General features: G+C 68.5%; 16 protein-coding genes and 1 tRNA gene. 3 read left to right on the top strand and 14 right to left on the bottom strand.

The window, feature by feature from the left end; translation table 11 throughout:
- Positions 1-4: 4 nt before the first annotated feature.
- Genes ACIBKY_RS44775 through ACIBKY_RS44750 form a run of 6 tightly spaced genes read right to left on the bottom strand, consistent with a single transcriptional unit; the run spans position 5 to position 7833 of the window.
- A complete protein-coding gene (locus tag ACIBKY_RS44775) occupies positions 5-1237 on the bottom strand; it encodes an enolase C-terminal domain-like protein (RefSeq protein ID WP_397107007.1) in 1233 nt (410 codons plus the stop codon).
- Positions 1224-4223: a glycoside hydrolase family 38 C-terminal domain-containing protein gene (locus ACIBKY_RS44770; protein WP_397107005.1), complete on the bottom strand. Its 3000-nt coding sequence runs from the start codon at positions 4221-4223 to the stop codon at positions 1224-1226. The genes ACIBKY_RS44775 and ACIBKY_RS44770 overlap by 14 nt, the downstream gene beginning before the upstream one ends.
- The gene (locus ACIBKY_RS44765) at positions 4223-5032 is read right to left on the bottom strand and encodes a carbohydrate ABC transporter permease (protein WP_397107003.1); all 810 of its coding nucleotides are present in this window, start codon (positions 5030-5032) and stop codon (positions 4223-4225) included. Before ACIBKY_RS44765 ends, ACIBKY_RS44770 begins: the two co-directional genes overlap by 1 nt.
- Positions 5029-5871, bottom strand: coding sequence for a carbohydrate ABC transporter permease (locus tag ACIBKY_RS44760; protein WP_379611985.1), 843 nt, complete (start codon positions 5869-5871; stop codon positions 5029-5031). The genes ACIBKY_RS44765 and ACIBKY_RS44760 overlap by 4 nt, the downstream gene beginning before the upstream one ends.
- A complete protein-coding gene (locus ACIBKY_RS44755) occupies positions 5868-7115 on the bottom strand; it encodes an ABC transporter substrate-binding protein (protein WP_397107001.1) in 1248 nt (415 codons plus the stop codon). Before ACIBKY_RS44755 ends, ACIBKY_RS44760 begins: the two co-directional genes overlap by 4 nt.
- A 10-nt stretch (positions 7116-7125) precedes the next feature.
- Positions 7126-7833: a FadR/GntR family transcriptional regulator gene (locus tag ACIBKY_RS44750; protein WP_397106999.1), complete on the bottom strand. Its 708-nt coding sequence runs from the start codon at positions 7831-7833 to the stop codon at positions 7126-7128.
- Positions 7834-7898: 65 nt separating this feature from the next.
- Between ACIBKY_RS44750 and ACIBKY_RS44745 the strand changes: the two genes are divergently transcribed.
- The gene (locus ACIBKY_RS44745; protein WP_397106997.1) at positions 7899-9017 is read left to right on the top strand and encodes an alpha/beta hydrolase; all 1119 of its coding nucleotides are present in this window, start codon (positions 7899-7901) and stop codon (positions 9015-9017) included.
- Positions 9018-9429: 412 nt separating this feature from the next.
- Here ACIBKY_RS44745 and ACIBKY_RS44740 read toward each other — a convergent pair whose 3' ends face one another.
- Entirely contained in the window at positions 9430-9957 is a 528-nt protein-coding gene (locus ACIBKY_RS44740; RefSeq protein WP_397106995.1) for a DUF305 domain-containing protein, read from the bottom strand.
- 109 nt (positions 9958-10066) lie between these two features.
- Here ACIBKY_RS44740 and ACIBKY_RS44735 point away from each other — a divergent pair, with 109 nt between their 5' ends.
- On the top strand, positions 10067-10657 hold the full coding sequence (locus tag ACIBKY_RS44735) for a GNAT family N-acetyltransferase (RefSeq protein ID WP_397106993.1): 591 nt from the start codon (positions 10067-10069) through the stop codon (positions 10655-10657).
- Positions 10658-10766: 109 nt separating this feature from the next.
- Positions 10767-11168, top strand: coding sequence for a VOC family protein (locus ACIBKY_RS44730; RefSeq protein WP_397106991.1), 402 nt, complete (start codon positions 10767-10769; stop codon positions 11166-11168).
- 166 nt (positions 11169-11334) lie between these two features.
- Here ACIBKY_RS44730 and ACIBKY_RS44725 read toward each other — a convergent pair.
- From ACIBKY_RS44725 to ACIBKY_RS44695, 7 genes are all read right to left on the bottom strand, one after another.
- A tRNA-Thr gene (locus tag ACIBKY_RS44725) sits at positions 11335-11408 on the bottom strand.
- 57 nt (positions 11409-11465) lie between these two features.
- On the bottom strand, positions 11466-12911 hold the full coding sequence (locus ACIBKY_RS44720; protein ID WP_397106989.1) for an alpha/beta hydrolase: 1446 nt from the start codon (positions 12909-12911) through the stop codon (positions 11466-11468).
- Between the two features lie 72 nt (positions 12912-12983).
- Positions 12984-13628, bottom strand: a complete 645-nt coding sequence (locus ACIBKY_RS44715) for a TetR/AcrR family transcriptional regulator (protein WP_397106987.1) — start codon at positions 13626-13628, stop codon at positions 12984-12986.
- The gene (locus ACIBKY_RS44710) at positions 13618-14526 is read right to left on the bottom strand and encodes an LLM class flavin-dependent oxidoreductase (protein ID WP_397106985.1); all 909 of its coding nucleotides are present in this window, start codon (positions 14524-14526) and stop codon (positions 13618-13620) included. The genes ACIBKY_RS44715 and ACIBKY_RS44710 overlap by 11 nt, the downstream gene beginning before the upstream one ends.
- A gap of 245 nt (positions 14527-14771) precedes the next feature.
- Complete coding sequence (locus tag ACIBKY_RS44705) at positions 14772-15620, bottom strand: stage 0 sporulation family protein (protein WP_397106983.1); 849 nt, start codon at positions 15618-15620, stop codon at positions 14772-14774.
- Between the two features lie 189 nt (positions 15621-15809).
- The gene (locus ACIBKY_RS44700) at positions 15810-16706 is read right to left on the bottom strand and encodes a permease-like cell division protein FtsX (protein WP_397106981.1); all 897 of its coding nucleotides are present in this window, start codon (positions 16704-16706) and stop codon (positions 15810-15812) included.
- 140 nt (positions 16707-16846) lie between these two features.
- Positions 16847-17374, bottom strand: a complete 528-nt coding sequence (locus tag ACIBKY_RS44695) for a SigE family RNA polymerase sigma factor (RefSeq protein WP_397106980.1) — start codon at positions 17372-17374, stop codon at positions 16847-16849.
- Positions 17375-17404 lie beyond the last annotated feature (30 nt).

Here is a 17404-nt window from a genome sequence, read left to right as displayed (position 1 = left end):
GAGACTATGTCCGGACTTCTAGTGAAATATCAGGGTCGGCGAAACGCTCATTGGGCACCTGCGCGTACCAACCCGGACGGCCCGGATCGCGGTCGTACGGATAGCCGCCCATCTCCCGGTAGAGCTCGGCGTACCGCGCCACCTTGTCCCGGTCCAGCCGGACCCCCAGCCCGGGGCCGGAGGGCACCGCGATCGCGCCGTTCACGTAAGGCAGCTTGCCGCCCTCGATCACGTCGTCGCGCAGCTGGTGGTAGTGGGCGTCGGCGGCGTACCCGAGGTTGGGCAGCACCGCGCCCAGGTGGAGCATGGTCGCGAGCTGGATGCCCAGCTCGCCCGAGGAGTGCACCGCCACGCCCAGCTGGAACGTCTCGCACACGCCGGCCGCCTTCACGCACGGCCGGATGCCGCCCCAGAAGGTCGTGTCCAGCAGGATCACGTCCGCGCTGCGCCGCATGACGTTCGAGGCGAGCTGCTCGAAGTTGACCACCACGGTGTTGGTGGCCAGCGGGACGCGTACCTGCTCGCGGACCTGCCGCAGGCCCTCCAGGCCGAAGACCGGGTCCTCCAGGTAGTCGTTGTTGAGGTCCTCGATGGCCCGGCCGAACCGCAGGCCCTCGGCCATCGAGAGCACGGCGTTCGGGTCGTAGCGCAGCCGGTCCTCCGGGAACGCCGCGGCCAGCGCCCGGTAGCACTCCAGCTCGTAGCCGGGCGGGAAGACGCCGCCCTTGAGCTTGTGCACCGTGAAGCCGTGGGCCCGCTTGAGCTCGCGCGCCTGCTCCACCAGTTGATCGGGGGTCCTGATCTCCTTGTGGCCCTCGGCCGCGTACCGGAAGAACAGGTAGGAGGCGAAGGCCACCTCGTCGCGTACGCGCCCGCCGAGCAGGTCGTGCACGGGTACCCCGAGGTGCTGCCCGGCCAGGTCGAGGCAGGCGAACTCGATGGCCGCGAGCAGCTGCGTGCGGTTGTTGTAGAGCGAGGCGGTGGGATTGGCGATCTTGAAGCGGAGCGCTTCGAGCTGGAACGGGTCGTGGCCGGTCAGGTAGGGCAGCAGCGCCCTGAACGCGGCCTCCGCGCTCTCGCCGCCGCCGCCCATCTCGCCCAGCCCGACGAGCCCGTTGTCCGCCTCGACCTCGACGATCGTGCGGACGAAACGGCCCCAGTGGGCGCCGTTGCTGTGCCGCAGCGGCGCCTCAAGCGGGACGGCGACGGTGGTCGCCCGGATGTCAACGATCTTCACAAGTCCCCCAAACGGCGGCCACCCCGCAGGCGGGCAGCACGACCTTGACCGATTCGCCGTCGACCGCCGCGGGCGCCAGGTCGGTGAGCAACCCGGAGCTGACCTGGGCTTCGCGCAGGCCCGGCACCGTCACCCGCGCCTCCACCGGCCGCGGCGCCAGCGACTGCAGGCGCACCACCAGGCCGTCCGCCGACCTGCCCAGCGAGGTGACCAGCACGTCGGGGTGGTCGACGCGGACGTACTCGTGCTCGTCGGCCGCCCCGACGTCCGCGCCGGTCGTCAAGACCCCGATGAACGGCTCGGTCAGCCCCGCCGCGGCCCGCGCGCCCAGGCGCCTGGCCTCGGCTCCGGCCTCAGAGGTGACGGCGTAGCGGAACGTGGTCTCACCCTGCTGCTGGGCGGGGAAGTTGGTGTCCCAGATGTTGTTGAGCGCCCAGGAGTAGACGGTGCCCGCCTCCTCCTCCAGCGTGGGCGGGAACGGCGCGTACGGCATGTGGATGGTGCCGAGCTGCACCAGCGGCGCCTCCATCGTGGCCCAGGCGATGGTCAGCTCGGGGTCCTCGTAGGCGATCCAGTGGCGGATCGGCAGCATGTACTCCGCCGAACCCGGCACCCGGGGCACGCCTGGCCCGCCGACGCCACCGGTCAGCTCCCAGGCCGCCGGGGCGCCCGCGGCGAACGGGAAGGCCAGGAAGACCGCCTCCTTCGCCGGAGTTCCCTGCTTGGCCAGCTGGTAGGTCAGGTCGAGCCTGGGCACGCCCTTGTGCAGCTCGATCGTGGTACGCAGCCAGTCGACGCCCTTGCCCTGCAACTCCACGACGAGCTTCTCGCTGACCGCGGTGCGCTGCGCCTTGACCACGGCGGCGTTCCTGGCGATGGCCCGGTCGCCGAGCAGCGTGCGGTCGTGCGCGCCCACGTGTCCGGACATGTGGTTGAAATGCGGGGCGGTGGCGTAGCGGTCGTAGACGTACTGGCCGAATCCGGCGGCGGCGTCGGCGTTGACCAGCTCGCGACCGGCCACCTTGTCGAAGATCGAGCGGACGTAGCCCTCGCGCAGGTCGTAGGTGACCCGGTAGAACTCGTTCTCGATCACCGGCTCCTGGCCCATCTCGACCGGCTCCGGCGCCTGCGTCTCGGCGGCGACGACGTCCACGCGGGCGTAGCCGTACCCGGGGACGTCGGGGACGACCGCGTGCAGGTGGCGCCCGATCGGCCGCGTCGGCCAGTCCTCCGGGAGCACGACCTCCTCGTGGTGGGGCAGGATCTGCCCGGTTCTGGCGTCCTTCAGCGCGATCGGCGCCTCGATGGGCACGAGGTCGCGCGGCAGGAACGCCTTCACCACGTCCGTCCTGGCGTGCGTGGCCGGGTTGAACACCGCGAACGAAGCCGCGCCCTCCCCGCCCAGCGCCGCGCCGAACCGGCGGACGGCCGCGTGCAGCAGGTCGGCCGCGTCGTCCTGCGCGTCGTAGGCCCCGGCCGACTTCCTGGTCCACTGCAGCCCGCCCGAGTCGCCCGCCTCCTCGGCGTCCTCCCACGGGTTGGCCGCGCCCCAGGTGTGCTCGTTGAACAGCGCCACCTTGTCGTAGGCCAGCGAGATCTGCTCGGTGGCGTCGACACCGGCCAGCGTGTGCAGGGTCTCGGCCGCCCTGAGCGAGGACTGCGCCCGCCGTACATAGCCCAGCGGACGGGCGCCGGAGCCGAGCCCGTCGGCCCACCAGTCGGTCCAGTCGCCCTCGTGCACGGCCAGCCGGTCGCCGTACCTCTCCTCGACGTGCTCGAAGAAGTCACTGTTGACCGCCGACCGCAGCCTCGGCCAGGCCCACTGCTCGTTCCAGCGCCGCGCGATCGACGCCGGAACGATCGAGGGCCCCGCGTTGTCGGCGTGCGCGCCCTGCACCCGCAGATGCAGCACATCCAGCTCGTACGGCTCCCGCGGCGCGTCCGGCCCCTGCCACCCGAACGTCCCCGGCCCGTACGGATACCCCCGTGTGGCCAGCGCCGACAGGTAACGCGGCAGCAGATCGTCGGCCAGCTCGTAGGAGTCGGTCAGCCCGACGGTGTTGCCCTCCATGTACGCCATGCCGTGCGGCGTGTCGGTGAACCACACCAGCACCCGCTGCCCCGACGGCGCCTGCCACCAGAACGGCCTGGTCAGCTTGTCGCCGCCGTGCAGATACGGCACCGACCGCCCGGCCCAGTTGTGCGCGGCGGCCAGATACCGCACACCGGCCGCGTTGAGCGCGTCCACGAGCCCGACCACGGCGCCGGGCACGTCGGTGTGCATCGCCGACCTGACCGGGAAGTCGAAGACCTGGCGCAGCTGCCGGTAGAGCTCCTCGGTCGAGCACGCCTCGGTGTGCAACTGGAACGGCAGCGCGGTGACCTCGATGATTCCCTCGCGGGCCGCCCGGTTGAAGCGTTCCACCTGCTCGGCGGGGCGGGCCGCCAGCCACTTGGCCGCGGGCATCGACGACTCGACCGTCCAGCGGAACTTGGCGTCGTCCGGCCACGAGGCGGTCTCGTCGGCCAGCCGTACCGCCGCGTCGAGGTATTCCAGGTGGTGGCGCAGGACGGTGCCCTGTGGGTCGGTGTAGCCGATGTCCAGGTGGGAGTGGTGCACGACGAAGACGCTCCACTTGCGCTGCGGCGTCACCGTGACCTCGGCCGAGCCGATCACGCCCGCGGCGTCGCGCACCTCCAGCGTGAACGTCCTGGGCTCGGTCACCTCGGGCACCAGCAGGGTGACGTCGGCGCCGGTCTTCTGATCAACGTCCTTCAGCGACACGATCAGATCGGAGCCGATCAATCCGGTGCACGACACCCTGACCGCCTGGCGCCCGTCATGGGTGAACAACGGCAGTACGGCCAGCCGTACCTCAAGGCCGCGCACACTGATCACCGGGGTCGAGGTGTCGTGCCGCAGCGCCTGCCTGATTCCGTCGTAGTCCGGGGAACCGAGGCTCCTCTGCAGCAACCGGCTCGTCATCACACACTCCCTAGAGAAAGGCCCCTGGCGAAGAGGCGCTGGGTGGCGAGGAACAACGCGACCGTCGGCAGCGAGACCATCAGGCCGGCGGCCAGGCCGACGGGCACGGGCGTGCCCGCGTAGACGTCGGTGATCAGGCCGTTGAGCGCGACCATGACCGGCCGCACCCCCTCGGACTGCGTCAGGACCAGGCCGAAGATCAGGTCGTTCCAGATGAAGGTGAACTCAAGGATGAAGACCGCGGCCAGCGCGCTCATCGACAGCGGCAGGTAGATGCGGAAGAAGATGCGCAGGGTCGAGGCGCCGTCCATCCTGGCGGCCTCGAAGATGGAGAAGGCCACGCCCGAGTAGAAGTTGCGCAGCACGAACGCGGCCAGCGGCACGTTGATCGCGGTGTAGAGGAGCAGCATGCCGAAGCGGTCGTCGTAGAGGCCGGCGTCGCTGTAGCCGATGAACAGCGGCACCAGCAGCATCTGCGACGGGAAGATCGTGCCGCCGAAGATGAGCATGAACCACAGGAAGCCGAAGCGCAGCCTGAGCACCACGATCGTGTATCCGGCCATGGCGCCGATGAGCACGCCGAGCAGGGGCGAGACCACGCTGTACAGAGCGGTGCTGGCCAGGCTCTGGGTGAGGTCGGCCCGCTCCAGCGCGGTCGAGAAGTTCTGGAACAGCGCGAAGTCGCCCGACGGGACCCACGCGCCGGCCGGGTCGTAGGCGTCGGCCGGGCGCGAGGCGTTGACCAGCAGCAGATAGGTGGGACCGAGCCAGATCAGCCCGAGCACCACGAGCACGACACGTCGCATCATCGCACCTGCCTCCTCAGGTAGAGCCAGGAGGCCAGTCCGGCCACCACGGTCAGCAGCACCGCGACCGCGGAGCCGTAGCCGTACTTGGTGGCGACGAACGTCTCGCGGTACATCATCACCGCCAGCGTCTCGGAGTTGCGTCCGGGCCCGCCCTGCGTCATCGCCCAGACGATGTCGAACGTCTTCAACCCCGCCACCAGCGCCAGCCCCACCACGACCGCGGTCAGCGGGCGCATCAGCGGCCAGATGACGTGCCGGAACAACGACCAGCCCGACGCCCCGTCGAGCCTGGCCGCCTCGATCGGCGCCTTCGGGATCGACTGCAGGCCGACCACGAACAACAGCGTGTTCACGCCGAGTTGCTGCCACGTCCACACCAGCAGCATCGCGACCGTGTTGTGCGGCGCCTCCTGCATGTACGCGGTGTCGGTGCCGAGCAGCAGGTTCGCGATGCCGTCGTGGGACAGGATCGGGCTCCAGACCATGCCGAGCCCGGCGCCGCTCAGCGCGTACGGCAGCATGAACGGCACCCGGAACCAGGCCCCGCCCTTGATGTCGTAGGACAGCACCGCCACCAGCAGGCCCAGCCCGACCGGGAGCACCATCGTGCCGACCACCCAGATCAGCGTGTTCCTGGTCGAGGTGAGCAGCGCCGGGTCGTCGAAGAGCCGGGTGAAGTTGCGCAGCCCGACGAACTCGGGGTCGGCCAGGCCGTCGTAGGCGGTGAGGCTGAGGTAGGCCGTCCACAGGAACGGCGCGTACAGGAGCCCGGCGACCAGGAGGACCGCCGGGGCCACGTATCCGCCCCTGAACCGCCCGAGGATGGGGGCGTTTCTCACTGGTGCGTGCTCCAGTACTCGTCGGCGGCCTTCTGAATCGTCTCCAGCACCTCCTTGGTGGTGCTGGTGTCGGAGACGAACTTGCCGAAGCCGTCGAGCGCGGCCGACAGGATCGGCGGCGGCGTCGCCTCGAAGTAGCGGTTGACCAGGCGGTACTTGCCGCTGCCCGCGTCCTTCGTGATCGAGTTGAGCGCCTCGTCCTTGACCGTGACCTTGGGGTTGGCGCTGACGTCGCCCCTGCTGCTCGCCCACTTCTCCTGGGCCCCGGCGCTCGTCCACCACTTGAGGTACTTCATCGAGGCCTCGGGGTCGGCGGCCTTGTCGAGCGCGCAGAGCGGGCCGCTCTCGAAGATGACCGAGGTCTTGGGCAGAGAGGTGTTGACGTTCGGGATGACGAAGAAGCCGTAGTCCTTGCCGGGCGCCATGCTGCGGGTGGTCATACTCGTGTTGAAGAACGTGCCGAAGGAGACCATGGCCGTTTTGCCGGTCTTCAGCAGGTCCGCCGGGTCGGTCTTGTCACCGGCGTTCACGAAGTATCCGGCGTCGATGAGTTCCTTCCACTTGTCCATCACCGCGACCACGCCCGGGTCGGTGTACTTGGCCTTGCCGGTGGACAAACGGTCGTACAGGTCGGGGTCCATTCCGGCCATGAGCTGCTCGAACCAGACGAAGGAGAACAACACGCTGGTGTGGTAGAAGGGCGTGACCCCGGCCTTCTTCAGCGTGTCCGCGGCCTTGATCAGCTCTTCCCAGGTGGTCGGGGGCTTGACGCCGTGCTTCTCGAAGACCGGCATGTTGTAGAACATGCCCCAGTAGGCGACGTTGAGCGGGACGCAGTACTGCTTGCCGCCGACCGTGTAGTAGGGCGCGAGATCCTGCGGGAGGTCACCCGCCTTGATCGCCTCCTGCCAGACGGCGGTGGTGTCGGCGACCTGCTTCTGCTTGACGATCTCTTCGAGCATCCCCCCGGTCTGCCAGGTGAACAGGTCGGGCTTCACGTCGGTGCGGAACGAGGCCTTGATGAACGCCTGGTACTGCGCCGAGTCGGTGTAACCCACCGGCTTCATCGACAGGCTGATCTGCTGCTTGGACAGGGCGCCCATGCCGTCGAAATACTTGCTCCAGGCGCCTTTGTCGTTGTAGAGCGACAGCTCGCTCTTCTTCTGCGGTGCTGCGGCGTCGTTGCCACCGCAGGCCGCCAGCGTCAGGGTGGCGGCCAATCCGAGCGCGGCCAGAGTGCGCATGCCGGACTCCTTACTCCATGGGGGGATGGTGCAGCCTCAGCTCGACGACGCTCTTCACGTCCGCGAGATGGGCCTTCATCAGCCGCTCAGCGGCCTGGGGGTCACCTGCCTCGATCGCTTCGAGGATCGCCAGGTGTTCGTCGTAGTCACGCCGCCGGTCATCGAAGATCTGCAGGATCTCCCGCTGCTCGTTGGCGTGCACGGTCAGCAGCGAGTCGACGATCTCGTGCAGGACGCCGTTGCCGGCCAGCCGGGCGGTGGCCCGGTGGAAGGTCATGTTGGCGTCGTGCAGTTCGGCGTCCTCGCCGCGCAGGTGGAGCGCCGCCTCGTCGAGCATCGTGCGCAGTGCGGCGATGCCGTCGGCGGTGGCGTGCTGCGCGGCCATGGCCGCCAGCGGCGGCTCGATGACGATGCGGGCGCCGAGCAACTCCAGGAGCTGGGCGCCGCGCATCTCGCGCATGTTGGGGTTGGGCATGACGAGACGTTCGATCGCGGAGCCGACGTAAATGCCGGAGCCGTGGCGCATCTCGATCGCGCCGGTGGCTTCGAGCCTGCGCAGCGCCTCGCGGAGCGTCGGGGTGGTGACAGCGAAGCGCTGGGACAGTTCCCTGGTCGAGGGCAGCCGGTCGCCCGGACGATGACCTCCGGTACGGATGAGCTCCAGCATGCGCTCGGTAAGCGCGTCGGAGAGCGTGGGACGGGTGACTTCGGCCGACATATCAAGTCATCTAATCACCTTATGTGCACTGCGTCTACGAGTGGTTTCGGAGTATTTTGCACGCCATGAAAAGGTTCCTGGCGTGGACGGTGCCCGTCCTCCTGGTGCTCGGCACGGCCGGACTGGGCGCGGCCGGCTGGTACTACTCCGGCATGGTCATCGACCCGTCCGGCGGCCAGAACTCCTACCCGCTCGAAGTCACCGAGGCCACCGGCGAGCAGGTCACGCTCAGGGGCGGCGGCGACATGGCCGCGCCCGGCACCTACGGGCTGACGTGGAAGGACGGCAACGCCACGCTGGGCAAGGTGATCTCCACCGGCCCCGGGACGGTGACGCGCGAGGTCCTCAAGGTACGGCGGGGCGAGCTGAAGCCCGGGGTCCGCGGCTACCTCGACCGGTGGATGTGGGGGAACGAGGATCCCGACTCGGCGCTCGGCCTGCCGTATAAGAGCGTGAAAATCCGCTCGGAACTGGGCGAGTTCCCGGCATGGCGGACGGAGGGCAAGTCGAAGACGTGGGTGATCGCGGTGCACGGGCGCAACGCGAACGCCAGCGAGGCGCTGCGGATCACCCCGGCCTTCCACAGGCTGGGGATGCCGGTGCTGGGAATCAGCTACCGCAACGACACCGGGGCGCCGGCCGGGCCCGACGGGAAGTTCCACCTGGGCGCCTCCGAGTGGAAGGAGGTGGCGGCCGCCATCTCCTACGCGCGCTCGCAGGGGGCGAGCGGGGTGGTGCTCTACGGGTACTCGATGGGCGGCGGGATCGTCGCGATGGCGGCACGCAAGCTCACCAAGGAGCCGATCAGGGGGATCATCCTGGACAGCCCGGTCATGGACTGGAAGGGGCCGATCGACGCGGGGGCGCGCGAACAGGGTGTGCCGTTGTGGCTGGCCTCGGTGGGCCGGTTCGTGATCGAGCGCCGGACCGGGATCTCACTGGCCGAACTGGACCACGTGGCGCATGCCCAGGAGTTCAGGATGCCGGTGCTGCTCTTCGTGGACGACTCCGACACCGGGGTGCCGCCTGGGCCCGCGCTGGAGTTCGCCCGGGTGCGGCCGGATCTGGTGAACGTGGTGCGTACGCAGGGGGGCGGGCATGTCGGATCATGGAACGTCGACCCGGAGGCCTACGAAAAGACCGTCACCGACTTCACCACAAAACTCCCCACAGCATCCAAGTAACCCCGCCCCACGCCTTCCCCCTGACCCACGGCGCCCCACGTCGTCTTCTTGACCACCACCGGCCTTCTCCCCCGGCCACAACCACCGTCCCCGCGAAGCGGTCTCATGGGTTTCTCCCCCGGGCGCGACCGCCATCCGCGAAGAGCGCCCCACGGCTGCCTCCCGCTCCCCCGCGAAACGGGCCCCACGGACCTCTCCCCGGCCACAACCGCCCCACCGCGCGAAGGGGGCCCCACGGGCTTCTCCCGTTCCCCCGCGAAGCGGGCCTTTCCCGGCCGCGACCGCCGTCCGGCGCGAGCGCCCCCAGGGCCTTCACCCGATCCCGCGAAGCGGGCCCCACGGGCCTTTCCCGGCCACCACCGCCGTCCGCGCGAAGCGCCCCAGGGCTTTCACCCGATCCCGCGAAGCGGCCCTACGGTTTGTTCTTGAGCAGGGCCATCATCTGGTCGATCTGGGCCTTGCGTGACTTGCTGATCTGGTCAGCCCACTGCTTCACGTCCGGATTTATCCCGTTCATCGTCTCAATCTTCGCCATCTGGATGGCGTCATCCTGGTGGGCGATCAGCAGATTGAGGAAGTCAGGCTCGAAGTTCTTCGACTTCGCCAGCCGCTCGATCTTCTCCCGGTCCGTCTCCGGCATCCCGCCATGATGGTCGTGGGCACTCGACGGCGCGACGGTCGGCTGATCCCAGGAGCGTAACCACTCCATCATCTTCGTGACCTCGTCCCCCTGCGTGGACTCGATCGCCATCGCCATCACCTTGAGCTGGTCCTGGACGGGCTTGGCCCGCGCCTGCTTGACGATCTCGATGCCCTGCCGATGATGCGGGATCATCATCTGCAGGAACATGACGTCCTCGGAGTTGGCCGGCGCCTCGGTCTCGGGCGCGGCGCAGGCGGCCGCCAGTAACAGAAGCCCCAGGGCGAATGCTCTTTTCATCTCGACCCGAGATTGACACGTTACGGCGGTCGAGTCGAGACCCGAAGTTCGACCTTAAGTGTGCTTAATTCTCCTTTAAGTATCGGCCGCCGTCCGGCATGATCGCCGAATGGTCACGCTGCACGGCACGCTCGTCAGGCTCGAGCCCCTCACCCTCGGCCACGCCCCCGACCTGGCGAAAGCCGCCGAGGAGGACCGCTCGTCCTACGCGTACACCATGGTCCCCCGGGCCCACGAGGTCGAGTCGTACATCTCCGCCCAGCTCACCCGCCCAGGCCTGACCCCGTTCGCCCAGGTACGCACCCAGGACGGCATGGCCGTAGGCTGCACCGGCTTCTGGGACCCACGCACCTGGCCCGGCCGCGCGGACCTGTGCGCCATCGAGATCGGCTTCACCTGGCTGGCCGCCTCCGCCCAGGGCAGCGGCATCAACGCCGAGGCCAAGCTCCTGATGTTCGACCACGCCTTCGACGTGCTGGGCGTGGTGCGCGTCGACCTCAAGACCGACGCCCGCAACGAGCGCTCCCGCCGCGCTCTGGAACGACTCGGCGCGACCTTCGAGGGTGTACTGCGGAGCTGGTCCCTGTCCTGGGCACCCGGCGAGGAAGGGCGGCTGCGGGACTCGGCGATGTTCTCGGTGATCGCTGCCGAGTGGCCCGCCGTACGCCGAACCCTGATCACCCGCCTCAACCCCACCTGACCCCATCCCCCCGCTCCCTGAAGCCTCCATGGCGAACCCCGGCCCAGTGTGGCCGTCTGAGCAGGAATGAAGAAGCGTCCCACGGCCCCGGCCACCTAGCGTCGACGGCATGAACCTCGCGCTTCAGTACTGCCACATCACCGTCAACGACTTGGACGAGTCGCTCGCCTTCTACCGCGACGCACTCGGCTTGGAAGTGCGCAACGACGTCGGCTCGGACGTGTCCCGCTGGGTCACCCTCGGCGGCGTGACGCAGCCCGGCCTCGAGTTCGTGTTGTCGCAGCCACACGCCGGCCGTTCCCAAGCCGACGGAGACGCTCTGCAGGAGCTCCTGGTCAAGGGCATCCTGCCAATGATCGTCTTCAGCACCGACGACCTGGACGCCACCTTCGAGAAGGTGAGGGCGTACGGCGCCGAGGTGCTCCAGGAACCCATCGACCGCCCCTGGGGCCCACGCGACTCCGCCTTCCGCGACCCCTCGGGCAACATGATCCGAATCCAGCAAGCCTGAACAAAGACGCCTTCCTCGCTGAATGCGAGTCAAGCCACCAGACCATCCGCTGAGACGACCGACATCCTCCAGGATGGATCACCACACCAGGAGGACTCCCGATTTCCCGCACTACAAGATCGAAAAAGGCCCTCCCGGATCACCCGGTAGGGCCCTTTTCCTGCGGAGCCGCCTTCGGGATTCGAACCCGAGACCCCTTCATTACGAGTGAAGTGCTCTGGCCGACTGAGCTAAGGCGGCGCTGCCGTACAGCGTGATGAAGTCTACAGGAGGCGTGGCACTTCTTGCTCCCGTCGATCAGCAGCGGGTGCCGTCGGCGGGGGTGGTGCGGGTGATGAGGTAGTGGTCCACGTGGGTGTCGATGCAGGTGGAACCGCTGCCGTAGGCGGTGTGGCCGTCGCCTTCGTAGGTCAGGAGGGTGCCGGATTCGAGTTGGTCGGCCAGGGATTGCGACCATTGGTATGGGGTTGCGGGGTCGCGGCGGGTGCCGAGGACCAGGATGGGGGCGGCGCCGGCGGCGCGCAGGGCTGCGGGGGGCTCTGGGGCTGAGGGCCAGAAGGCGCAGGGCAGGATGCTCCACATGACGTAGGAGCCGAAGACGGGGGCGGCTTTCGCGGCGGTTGTGGCGGCTTGGGCCAGGGCTGAGGTGCTGGGTGGGGCTGGGGTGTCGGCGCAGGTTATGGCCATTCCGGATTCGGTCTGGTTGGAGTAGGTGCCGTCGTCGGCGCGGCCTACCAACTGGTCGGCCGAGGACAGGAGCAGGGTGCCGTTGCCCTTCTGGGCTTCGGCCAAGGATTCGGACAGGGCCGGCCAGGTGTTCCGGTCGTAGAGCGGGGTCAGGGCTCCCAGGGTTGCCAGGGCTTCTGTTACCGGGCGGCCGGTTTCGCTGGTCAAGGGGTCTTTGTCGGTACGGCGGAGCAGTTCCGACATCTCGGTGAGGGCGTGTTCCGGGGTCCTGGAGGTGAAGGGGCAGGACTCGGAGGTGAGGCAGTCTTTGGCGTAGGCGCGGAAGGCGGTTTCGAAGCCCTTGGCCTGGTCGAGGTTGAGGCGTTGGCGGGTGATCGCCGGGTTCATGGCGCCGTCGAGGACCAGGGCGCGTACCTTGCCGGGGAACAGGTGGGCGTATGTCGCGCCCAGGAGGGTTCCGTATGACTTGCCGAGGTAGGTGAGCTTTTCGTCACCCAGGGCGGCTCGGAGGAGGTCCATGTCCCGGGCGGCGTTCGTGGTGCTGACATGCGGGAGGAGCTTCGGGGAGCTTGCCTGGCAGGCCTTGGCGAAGTCCTTCGAGGCCTGTTCCAGGGCGGACTGCTCGGGCTGGGTGTCGGGAGTGCCGTCCAGGGCGATGAATGCGGACAGCTGGTCGTCGGTCAGGCATTTGATGGGGGTTGATGCGCCTACGCCCCTGGGGTCGAAGCCGACGATGTCGAAGCGGGCGCGGATGTCCTGGCTGAGCATGGCGGGGGCCGCGCGGGCGTAGTCGATGCCGGAGCCGCCGGGGCCGCCCGGGTTGATCAGCAGGGAGCCGATGCGGTCGCCGGTGGCCGGGAGGCGGATCACGCCGATCTCGATGTGTTCGCCGTCCGGCTGGGCGTGGTCCAGGGGGACCCGGAGGCGGGCGCACTCGAAGTCGTCACCGCAGCCGGACCAGGCCAGGGTCGCGGGGGCGGGGGCCCGGGCGCTCGCACAGCCGGAAGTCAGCAGCATCAGGGCGGCCAGGAGGGCTCGGCACCACACCGTCGCCATGCTACGCCGAGTCGAGGCCTGTCCTTCGCGTGAACCAGCGGGCTCCGCCGACTCCCTTGTGTCAGCAGCGTCCTAGGCCGCGCGGTAGCGGGCGAGGAAGAGGTCGACGCCCGAGGTGATGATCTCTTCGAGGTCGACCTCCGCGTCGGCGTCGAACGTGCGGACCAGTTGCGGCACGCCGATCGTGGCCGCCACCAGCTGCCGGACGGCGAGGGCCGGGTCGGGCACGCTGATCCGCCCGCGCTCATGCAGGATCTCGAACGCCTCGACGAGCGGCTCGTTGTTCATCTTGTCGCTGATGCGGTACCACGCCTTCCCGAGCTGCGGAAAGCGGTCGATCTCCCCGATGACCAGCCGACGCAGGGCCATGATGTCGGGACGGAGGAGGATCTCCGCCCATTCGGTTATCAGGCTGATGAGGGCCGTCCGCAGATCGTCCGCCTGGGCGATCTTCGACTTGCAGGGCTCCAGATGCGCGTACGTCTGCGGCAGGATCCCCCCGATCACCGCCAGGAAGAGCCGCTCCTTGTTGCCGAAATGCTTGTAGATCGTGGGTTTGGACACCCCGGCCCGGGAGGCGATGGCATCCACCGATGCGGCCGTATATCCCTCTTTGAGGAACTCGACCTTGGCCGCGTCGATGATCGCTTCGCGCTTGCGCTGCGAGACGTTGACCGCATCGGGGATGATCGGGAGGCCGAATTCGTCAACGTTCATGCGCGTAAACTACACCGTTTGGTGTCCTCTCCTTGACCAGCGGGACGACCTCGGTCGCGAAGCGCACCACCTGCTCGATCGACTGTTGCTCCGGCCAGAAGATGAACGTGGTGAAGGGCTGGTCGATGGCGAGCTTCGCCAGGAATCCGGCCCATTGGTCAGGCGTGCCGCGTACCGGATCGGAGCCGTGTTCGGGCAGTTCGCCCGGGGTGGTGGTGATGGTGCCGACGACCTGCGCCATCCGCATGACGGCGGCCGGGTCCCGGCCTTCGGCGCGCGCCGCCTGGTCGATGAGGGAGTTCGCCTCGGGCCAGGCCTCGTACGGCAGATACGACGGGATCGGCGCGGCCCACCCGTCGGCCAGCCGGCCGGTGAACCGCAGCGCCCGCGGCCCCTGCGCGCCGACCCAGATGTTGATCGGGTGGGCCGGCGGCGGACCGGCATGCACGCCGTTGACCGTGTGGTGCTCGCCGCGCAGCCGTACCGTGGGCTGGTCCGGGCTCCACAGCGCGCGCATGATCTCCATCGCCTCGCCGAGCGCGTCGAGGGCCGCCGCGGGCTTGAGCTCGGGTACGCCCATGCCGGCGATCGCCCGCCAGTAGCCGCCCGCACCGATACCCAGCTCAAACCGCCCGCCGGAGGCCAGATCCAGCGTTGCCGCAGTATTGGCGAGTACGGCCGGCGGACGCAACGGCAGGCTGGCGACATCAGGGAAGAACCGGATCCGCTCCGTGTGCTCCAGCAAGGTGCCGATCAGGGCAAAGGCATCAACTTGCGTGGGGGCATAGGGATGATCCTGTACGCCGACCAGGTCGAGGCCGATCTCCTCGGCAACGGTGACCAGTTCGCGATGGGCGGCTATGTCGGGTGTGGGAACAAGGGAGAAGCCGAACTCCATGACAACCTCCGGTTTATGATCTCCTCTCGAAACTAAACCGTTCAGTTTCCAATGTCAACTACACCGTTCAGTACAGCCCGATCCATGCACGTGGGACGTCCGCAGCGAACGCCTGCTGAGCTGATCAACCTGAATGCCGCTGCGACGGAGCGGAGGCACTCACCTGCCCAAAGCTCGCTCACCCGGTACCGCAGCGGCTGGCCATCTCGCCACCAGGTGCTTGAGGCAACCCCCGCAGCCCGGGTTCAGGCGGGGTTTGAGGTGCCGTCGGGGTTGGCGCCCTCGGGACCGTACTGCTTTTCGTGTTGCTGGCGAGGCGAACACACCGACGCCGACGGGCAGGCGCAGCGGCGCCCCCCGTCGTCCAGCCGGACCAGCACGGTGTCCGACGGGACGTTGTGGCCCATCACGGTGCCGTCGCCCTGGGGCGTGGCCACCCGGCTACCCGCCTTCGGCATCCGGTAGCGCGTCTCGACGTACAGCGGATGCTCGTATTTGAGGCAGCACATGAGGCGCCCGCACGCCCCCGCGATACGCAGCGGGTTGACCGGCAGGTCCTGGTCCTTGGCCATGCGGACCGACACCGGTTCGAAGTCCTTGAGGAAGGTCGCGCAGCACAGGTCACGACCACACGGGCCGATGCCGCCCTGGAGGCGGGCTTCGTCGCGGGGGCCGATCTGGCGGAGTTCGACCCGGGCGCGGAGATTACGGGCCAGGTCGCGGACCAGCGCCCGGAAGTCGACCCGGTGCGGCGCGGAGAAGTAGACGGTGTAGACGTTGTCCTTGTCGAGGTAGTCGACGCCGACCACCTTCATGGGCAGGCTGTGGCGTTTGATCAGCCGCTTGGAGACACTACGGGCTTCCGCGCGGCGGCGCTTGTTGCTCTCGTCACGGGCCAGGTGCTCGTCGCCGGCGACGCCCGCGCACACGGGCAGCCCGTCGATGTCCTCACTTGAATACTGCGGCGCCCACACGCACTCCGCGACCTCGGGACCCGAGTCGGTGGGCACCAGAACCTTGTCACCGACCTTGGGACTGTGCCCGCCCGGATCGAGGTAGTAGAGCCTCCCGTAGCGTGTAAAGCTCACGGCCATGATCATTCCCATGGGCTAGAGCTCGCCTCCTGACGGCCTCGGGGGTGCCTACCATTGCCACACTACGTGCGCGAGCCGCCCAAACGTGAGAGTCACTAGCACTACTTTCCCCACCCCACCCAAGATCCCCTCGCGCACGGGGACTGTGGTGAGCCCAAGGTCCAGTGCCCACTCAGGAGTGGGCCGTGGTCAGCACGAGGTCGATGCGGGGCACGGTGACTCCACTACCCGCTCCACGCCGGGCAGGGACTCGATCACCTTGATGACGCGCGCATGATCAGCATCCGGGTGAAGCAGAAGCCGGATGGACTCGGTCATGTCCTCAGGTGTCTGGCCCGCGGTGGCGCCGATGCTCCGCTGAGCCTTCCAAGCCATCTCCCGAGTCTCGATGAGAGTGTCCGCCACCTCGGGCAGCGAACGGAGCGCGTCGTGCGCGGCCTTCACCTGCTCAGACACTGCCCGGAGGTCGAGTACGGAAGGCTTGCCCGCGGACTGCCCGCCTTCACACGGCGGGCTGGATCCGTCGCGTCGGCACATGAAGACCGAGATCGTGCGCTCCCGCGGCCAGCCCTCCGGCAGCCCCACGGACAACCGCCGCCGAATCATGCTGGAGTCCACCACCTGCGCGACGCCAGGCATGGCCTTGACCTCGGCGATCAACGACTGGTAGTCCGCCCCGGGACTGATCTTCACCCGGAACGACTCCGGCAGGTCCCGTTCACGAACAGCCTTCTTGACGCTCTCGGAGATGAGGTCATCGGCCTGGAAGTTCTTGAACGCCTGTCTCTGGTCTTCGAATACCAAGGTCTCCACCCAGGGAGCCTTCAGCAGCGCCCGTTGGACAGCCAGGCGCTGATCCTTCGTGATGGCCTCACCCTCGCAGGACGGCAGCGTCGGGTTCTCCCCGTGACACAGGAAGACGGACAGGTCGGCCATGTCGCTGTTCGGCGGCAGCACCGCGGCGGCGGTGCTCTGAGTGCCTCCGGAGGGCGAGGTGACCATGACCCCCGTCATCACACCGGCCGCCACCATGACCGAGGCCACGGTCACCCATCGGCGGCTCGCCCGCGGGATCAGCAACCGCACCCGCGCCCAGCTCACCCCGATCCACCGCAGGTCAGCCCAGCGCCGTCGGGCGACCGGACGCAGCGGGCGCAGGGTCTCCGGGTCGATGGCGGCCCCCGCCTCGGACAGGGCCTGACGCAGACGTTCTTCCACAGGGCTGTTCATGACCCCTCCCCCAACTGCTTGGCGAGGGCGGCGAGCCCCCGGGCGATCGTGGATCGAGCGGTGCCGCCGCTGATCCCCATGGTCTCGGCGATCTCCGGATCGGAGAGGTCGAAGTAGTAGCGCAGCGTCAGCGCCTCTCGCTGCCTGCGCGGCAGGCGCTGGAGCGCGAGCAGCACCTCACGGCGCTCCTCACCGACCAGCGCCGCGCTCTCCGCCGACCAGACCGGCGGATCGTACGGCAGGGCGCGCCGGAACACCGTCGTCCGCCGCCGCAGCACCGACCGGCACCCGTTGAGCACCGCCGAACGCACGTAGGCCAGCGCCTTATCCGGATCTCGCAGCCTGCCCCTGCCGGCATGGGTACGCGCGAACGCCTCCTGAACCACGTCCTCGGCGCTGGCCCGATCGCCGAGCATGAGCAGCGCCAGCCGGACCAGGCCCAGCTGATGCTCGGCGAAGATGGCCGCGACGTCGACATGCTGCCGCGTCAGGGGTTCTCCATGGGTGAGCAGTTCGACTTCCACATCACAGAGACGCCTGTGAAGCCCGTCTGC

This window comes from Nonomuraea sp. NPDC050394 (assembly GCF_044459065.1).
Lineage (GTDB): Bacteria > Actinomycetota > Actinomycetes > Streptosporangiales > Streptosporangiaceae > Nonomuraea.
The sequence above is the reverse complement of the archived record's forward strand: the minus strand, read 5'-3'. Positions and strand labels throughout refer to the sequence as shown.

Bases quoted from the DNA above. Each gene is read 5' to 3' on its own strand.
- ACIBKY_RS44715 (WP_397106987.1), bottom strand. From the start codon at position 13,628: ATGAACGTTGACGAATTCGGCCTCCCGATCATCCCCGATGCGGTCAAC.
- ACIBKY_RS44750 (WP_397106999.1), bottom strand. From the start codon at position 7,833: ATGTCGGCCGAAGTCACCCGTCCCACGCTCTCCGACGCGCTTACCGAG.
- ACIBKY_RS44710 (WP_397106985.1), bottom strand. From the start codon at position 14,526: ATGGAGTTCGGCTTCTCCCTTGTTCCCACACCCGACATAGCCGCCCAT.
- ACIBKY_RS44770 (WP_397107005.1), bottom strand. From the start codon at position 4,223: ATGACGAGCCGGTTGCTGCAGAGGAGCCTCGGTTCCCCGGACTACGAC.
- ACIBKY_RS44730 (WP_397106991.1), top strand. From the start codon at position 10,767: ATGAACCTCGCGCTTCAGTACTGCCACATCACCGTCAACGACTTGGAC.
- ACIBKY_RS44740 (WP_397106995.1), bottom strand. From the start codon at position 9,957: ATGAAAAGAGCATTCGCCCTGGGGCTTCTGTTACTGGCGGCCGCCTGC.
- ACIBKY_RS44745 (WP_397106997.1), top strand. From the start codon at position 7,899: ATGAAAAGGTTCCTGGCGTGGACGGTGCCCGTCCTCCTGGTGCTCGGC.
- ACIBKY_RS44765 (WP_397107003.1), bottom strand. From the start codon at position 5,032: ATGATGCGACGTGTCGTGCTCGTGGTGCTCGGGCTGATCTGGCTCGGT.
- ACIBKY_RS44705 (WP_397106983.1), bottom strand. From the start codon at position 15,620: ATGGCCGTGAGCTTTACACGCTACGGGAGGCTCTACTACCTCGATCCG.
- ACIBKY_RS44720 (WP_397106989.1), bottom strand. From the start codon at position 12,911: ATGGCGACGGTGTGGTGCCGAGCCCTCCTGGCCGCCCTGATGCTGCTG.
- ACIBKY_RS44735 (WP_397106993.1), top strand. From the start codon at position 10,067: ATGGTCACGCTGCACGGCACGCTCGTCAGGCTCGAGCCCCTCACCCTC.
- ACIBKY_RS44755 (WP_397107001.1), bottom strand. From the start codon at position 7,115: ATGCGCACTCTGGCCGCGCTCGGATTGGCCGCCACCCTGACGCTGGCG.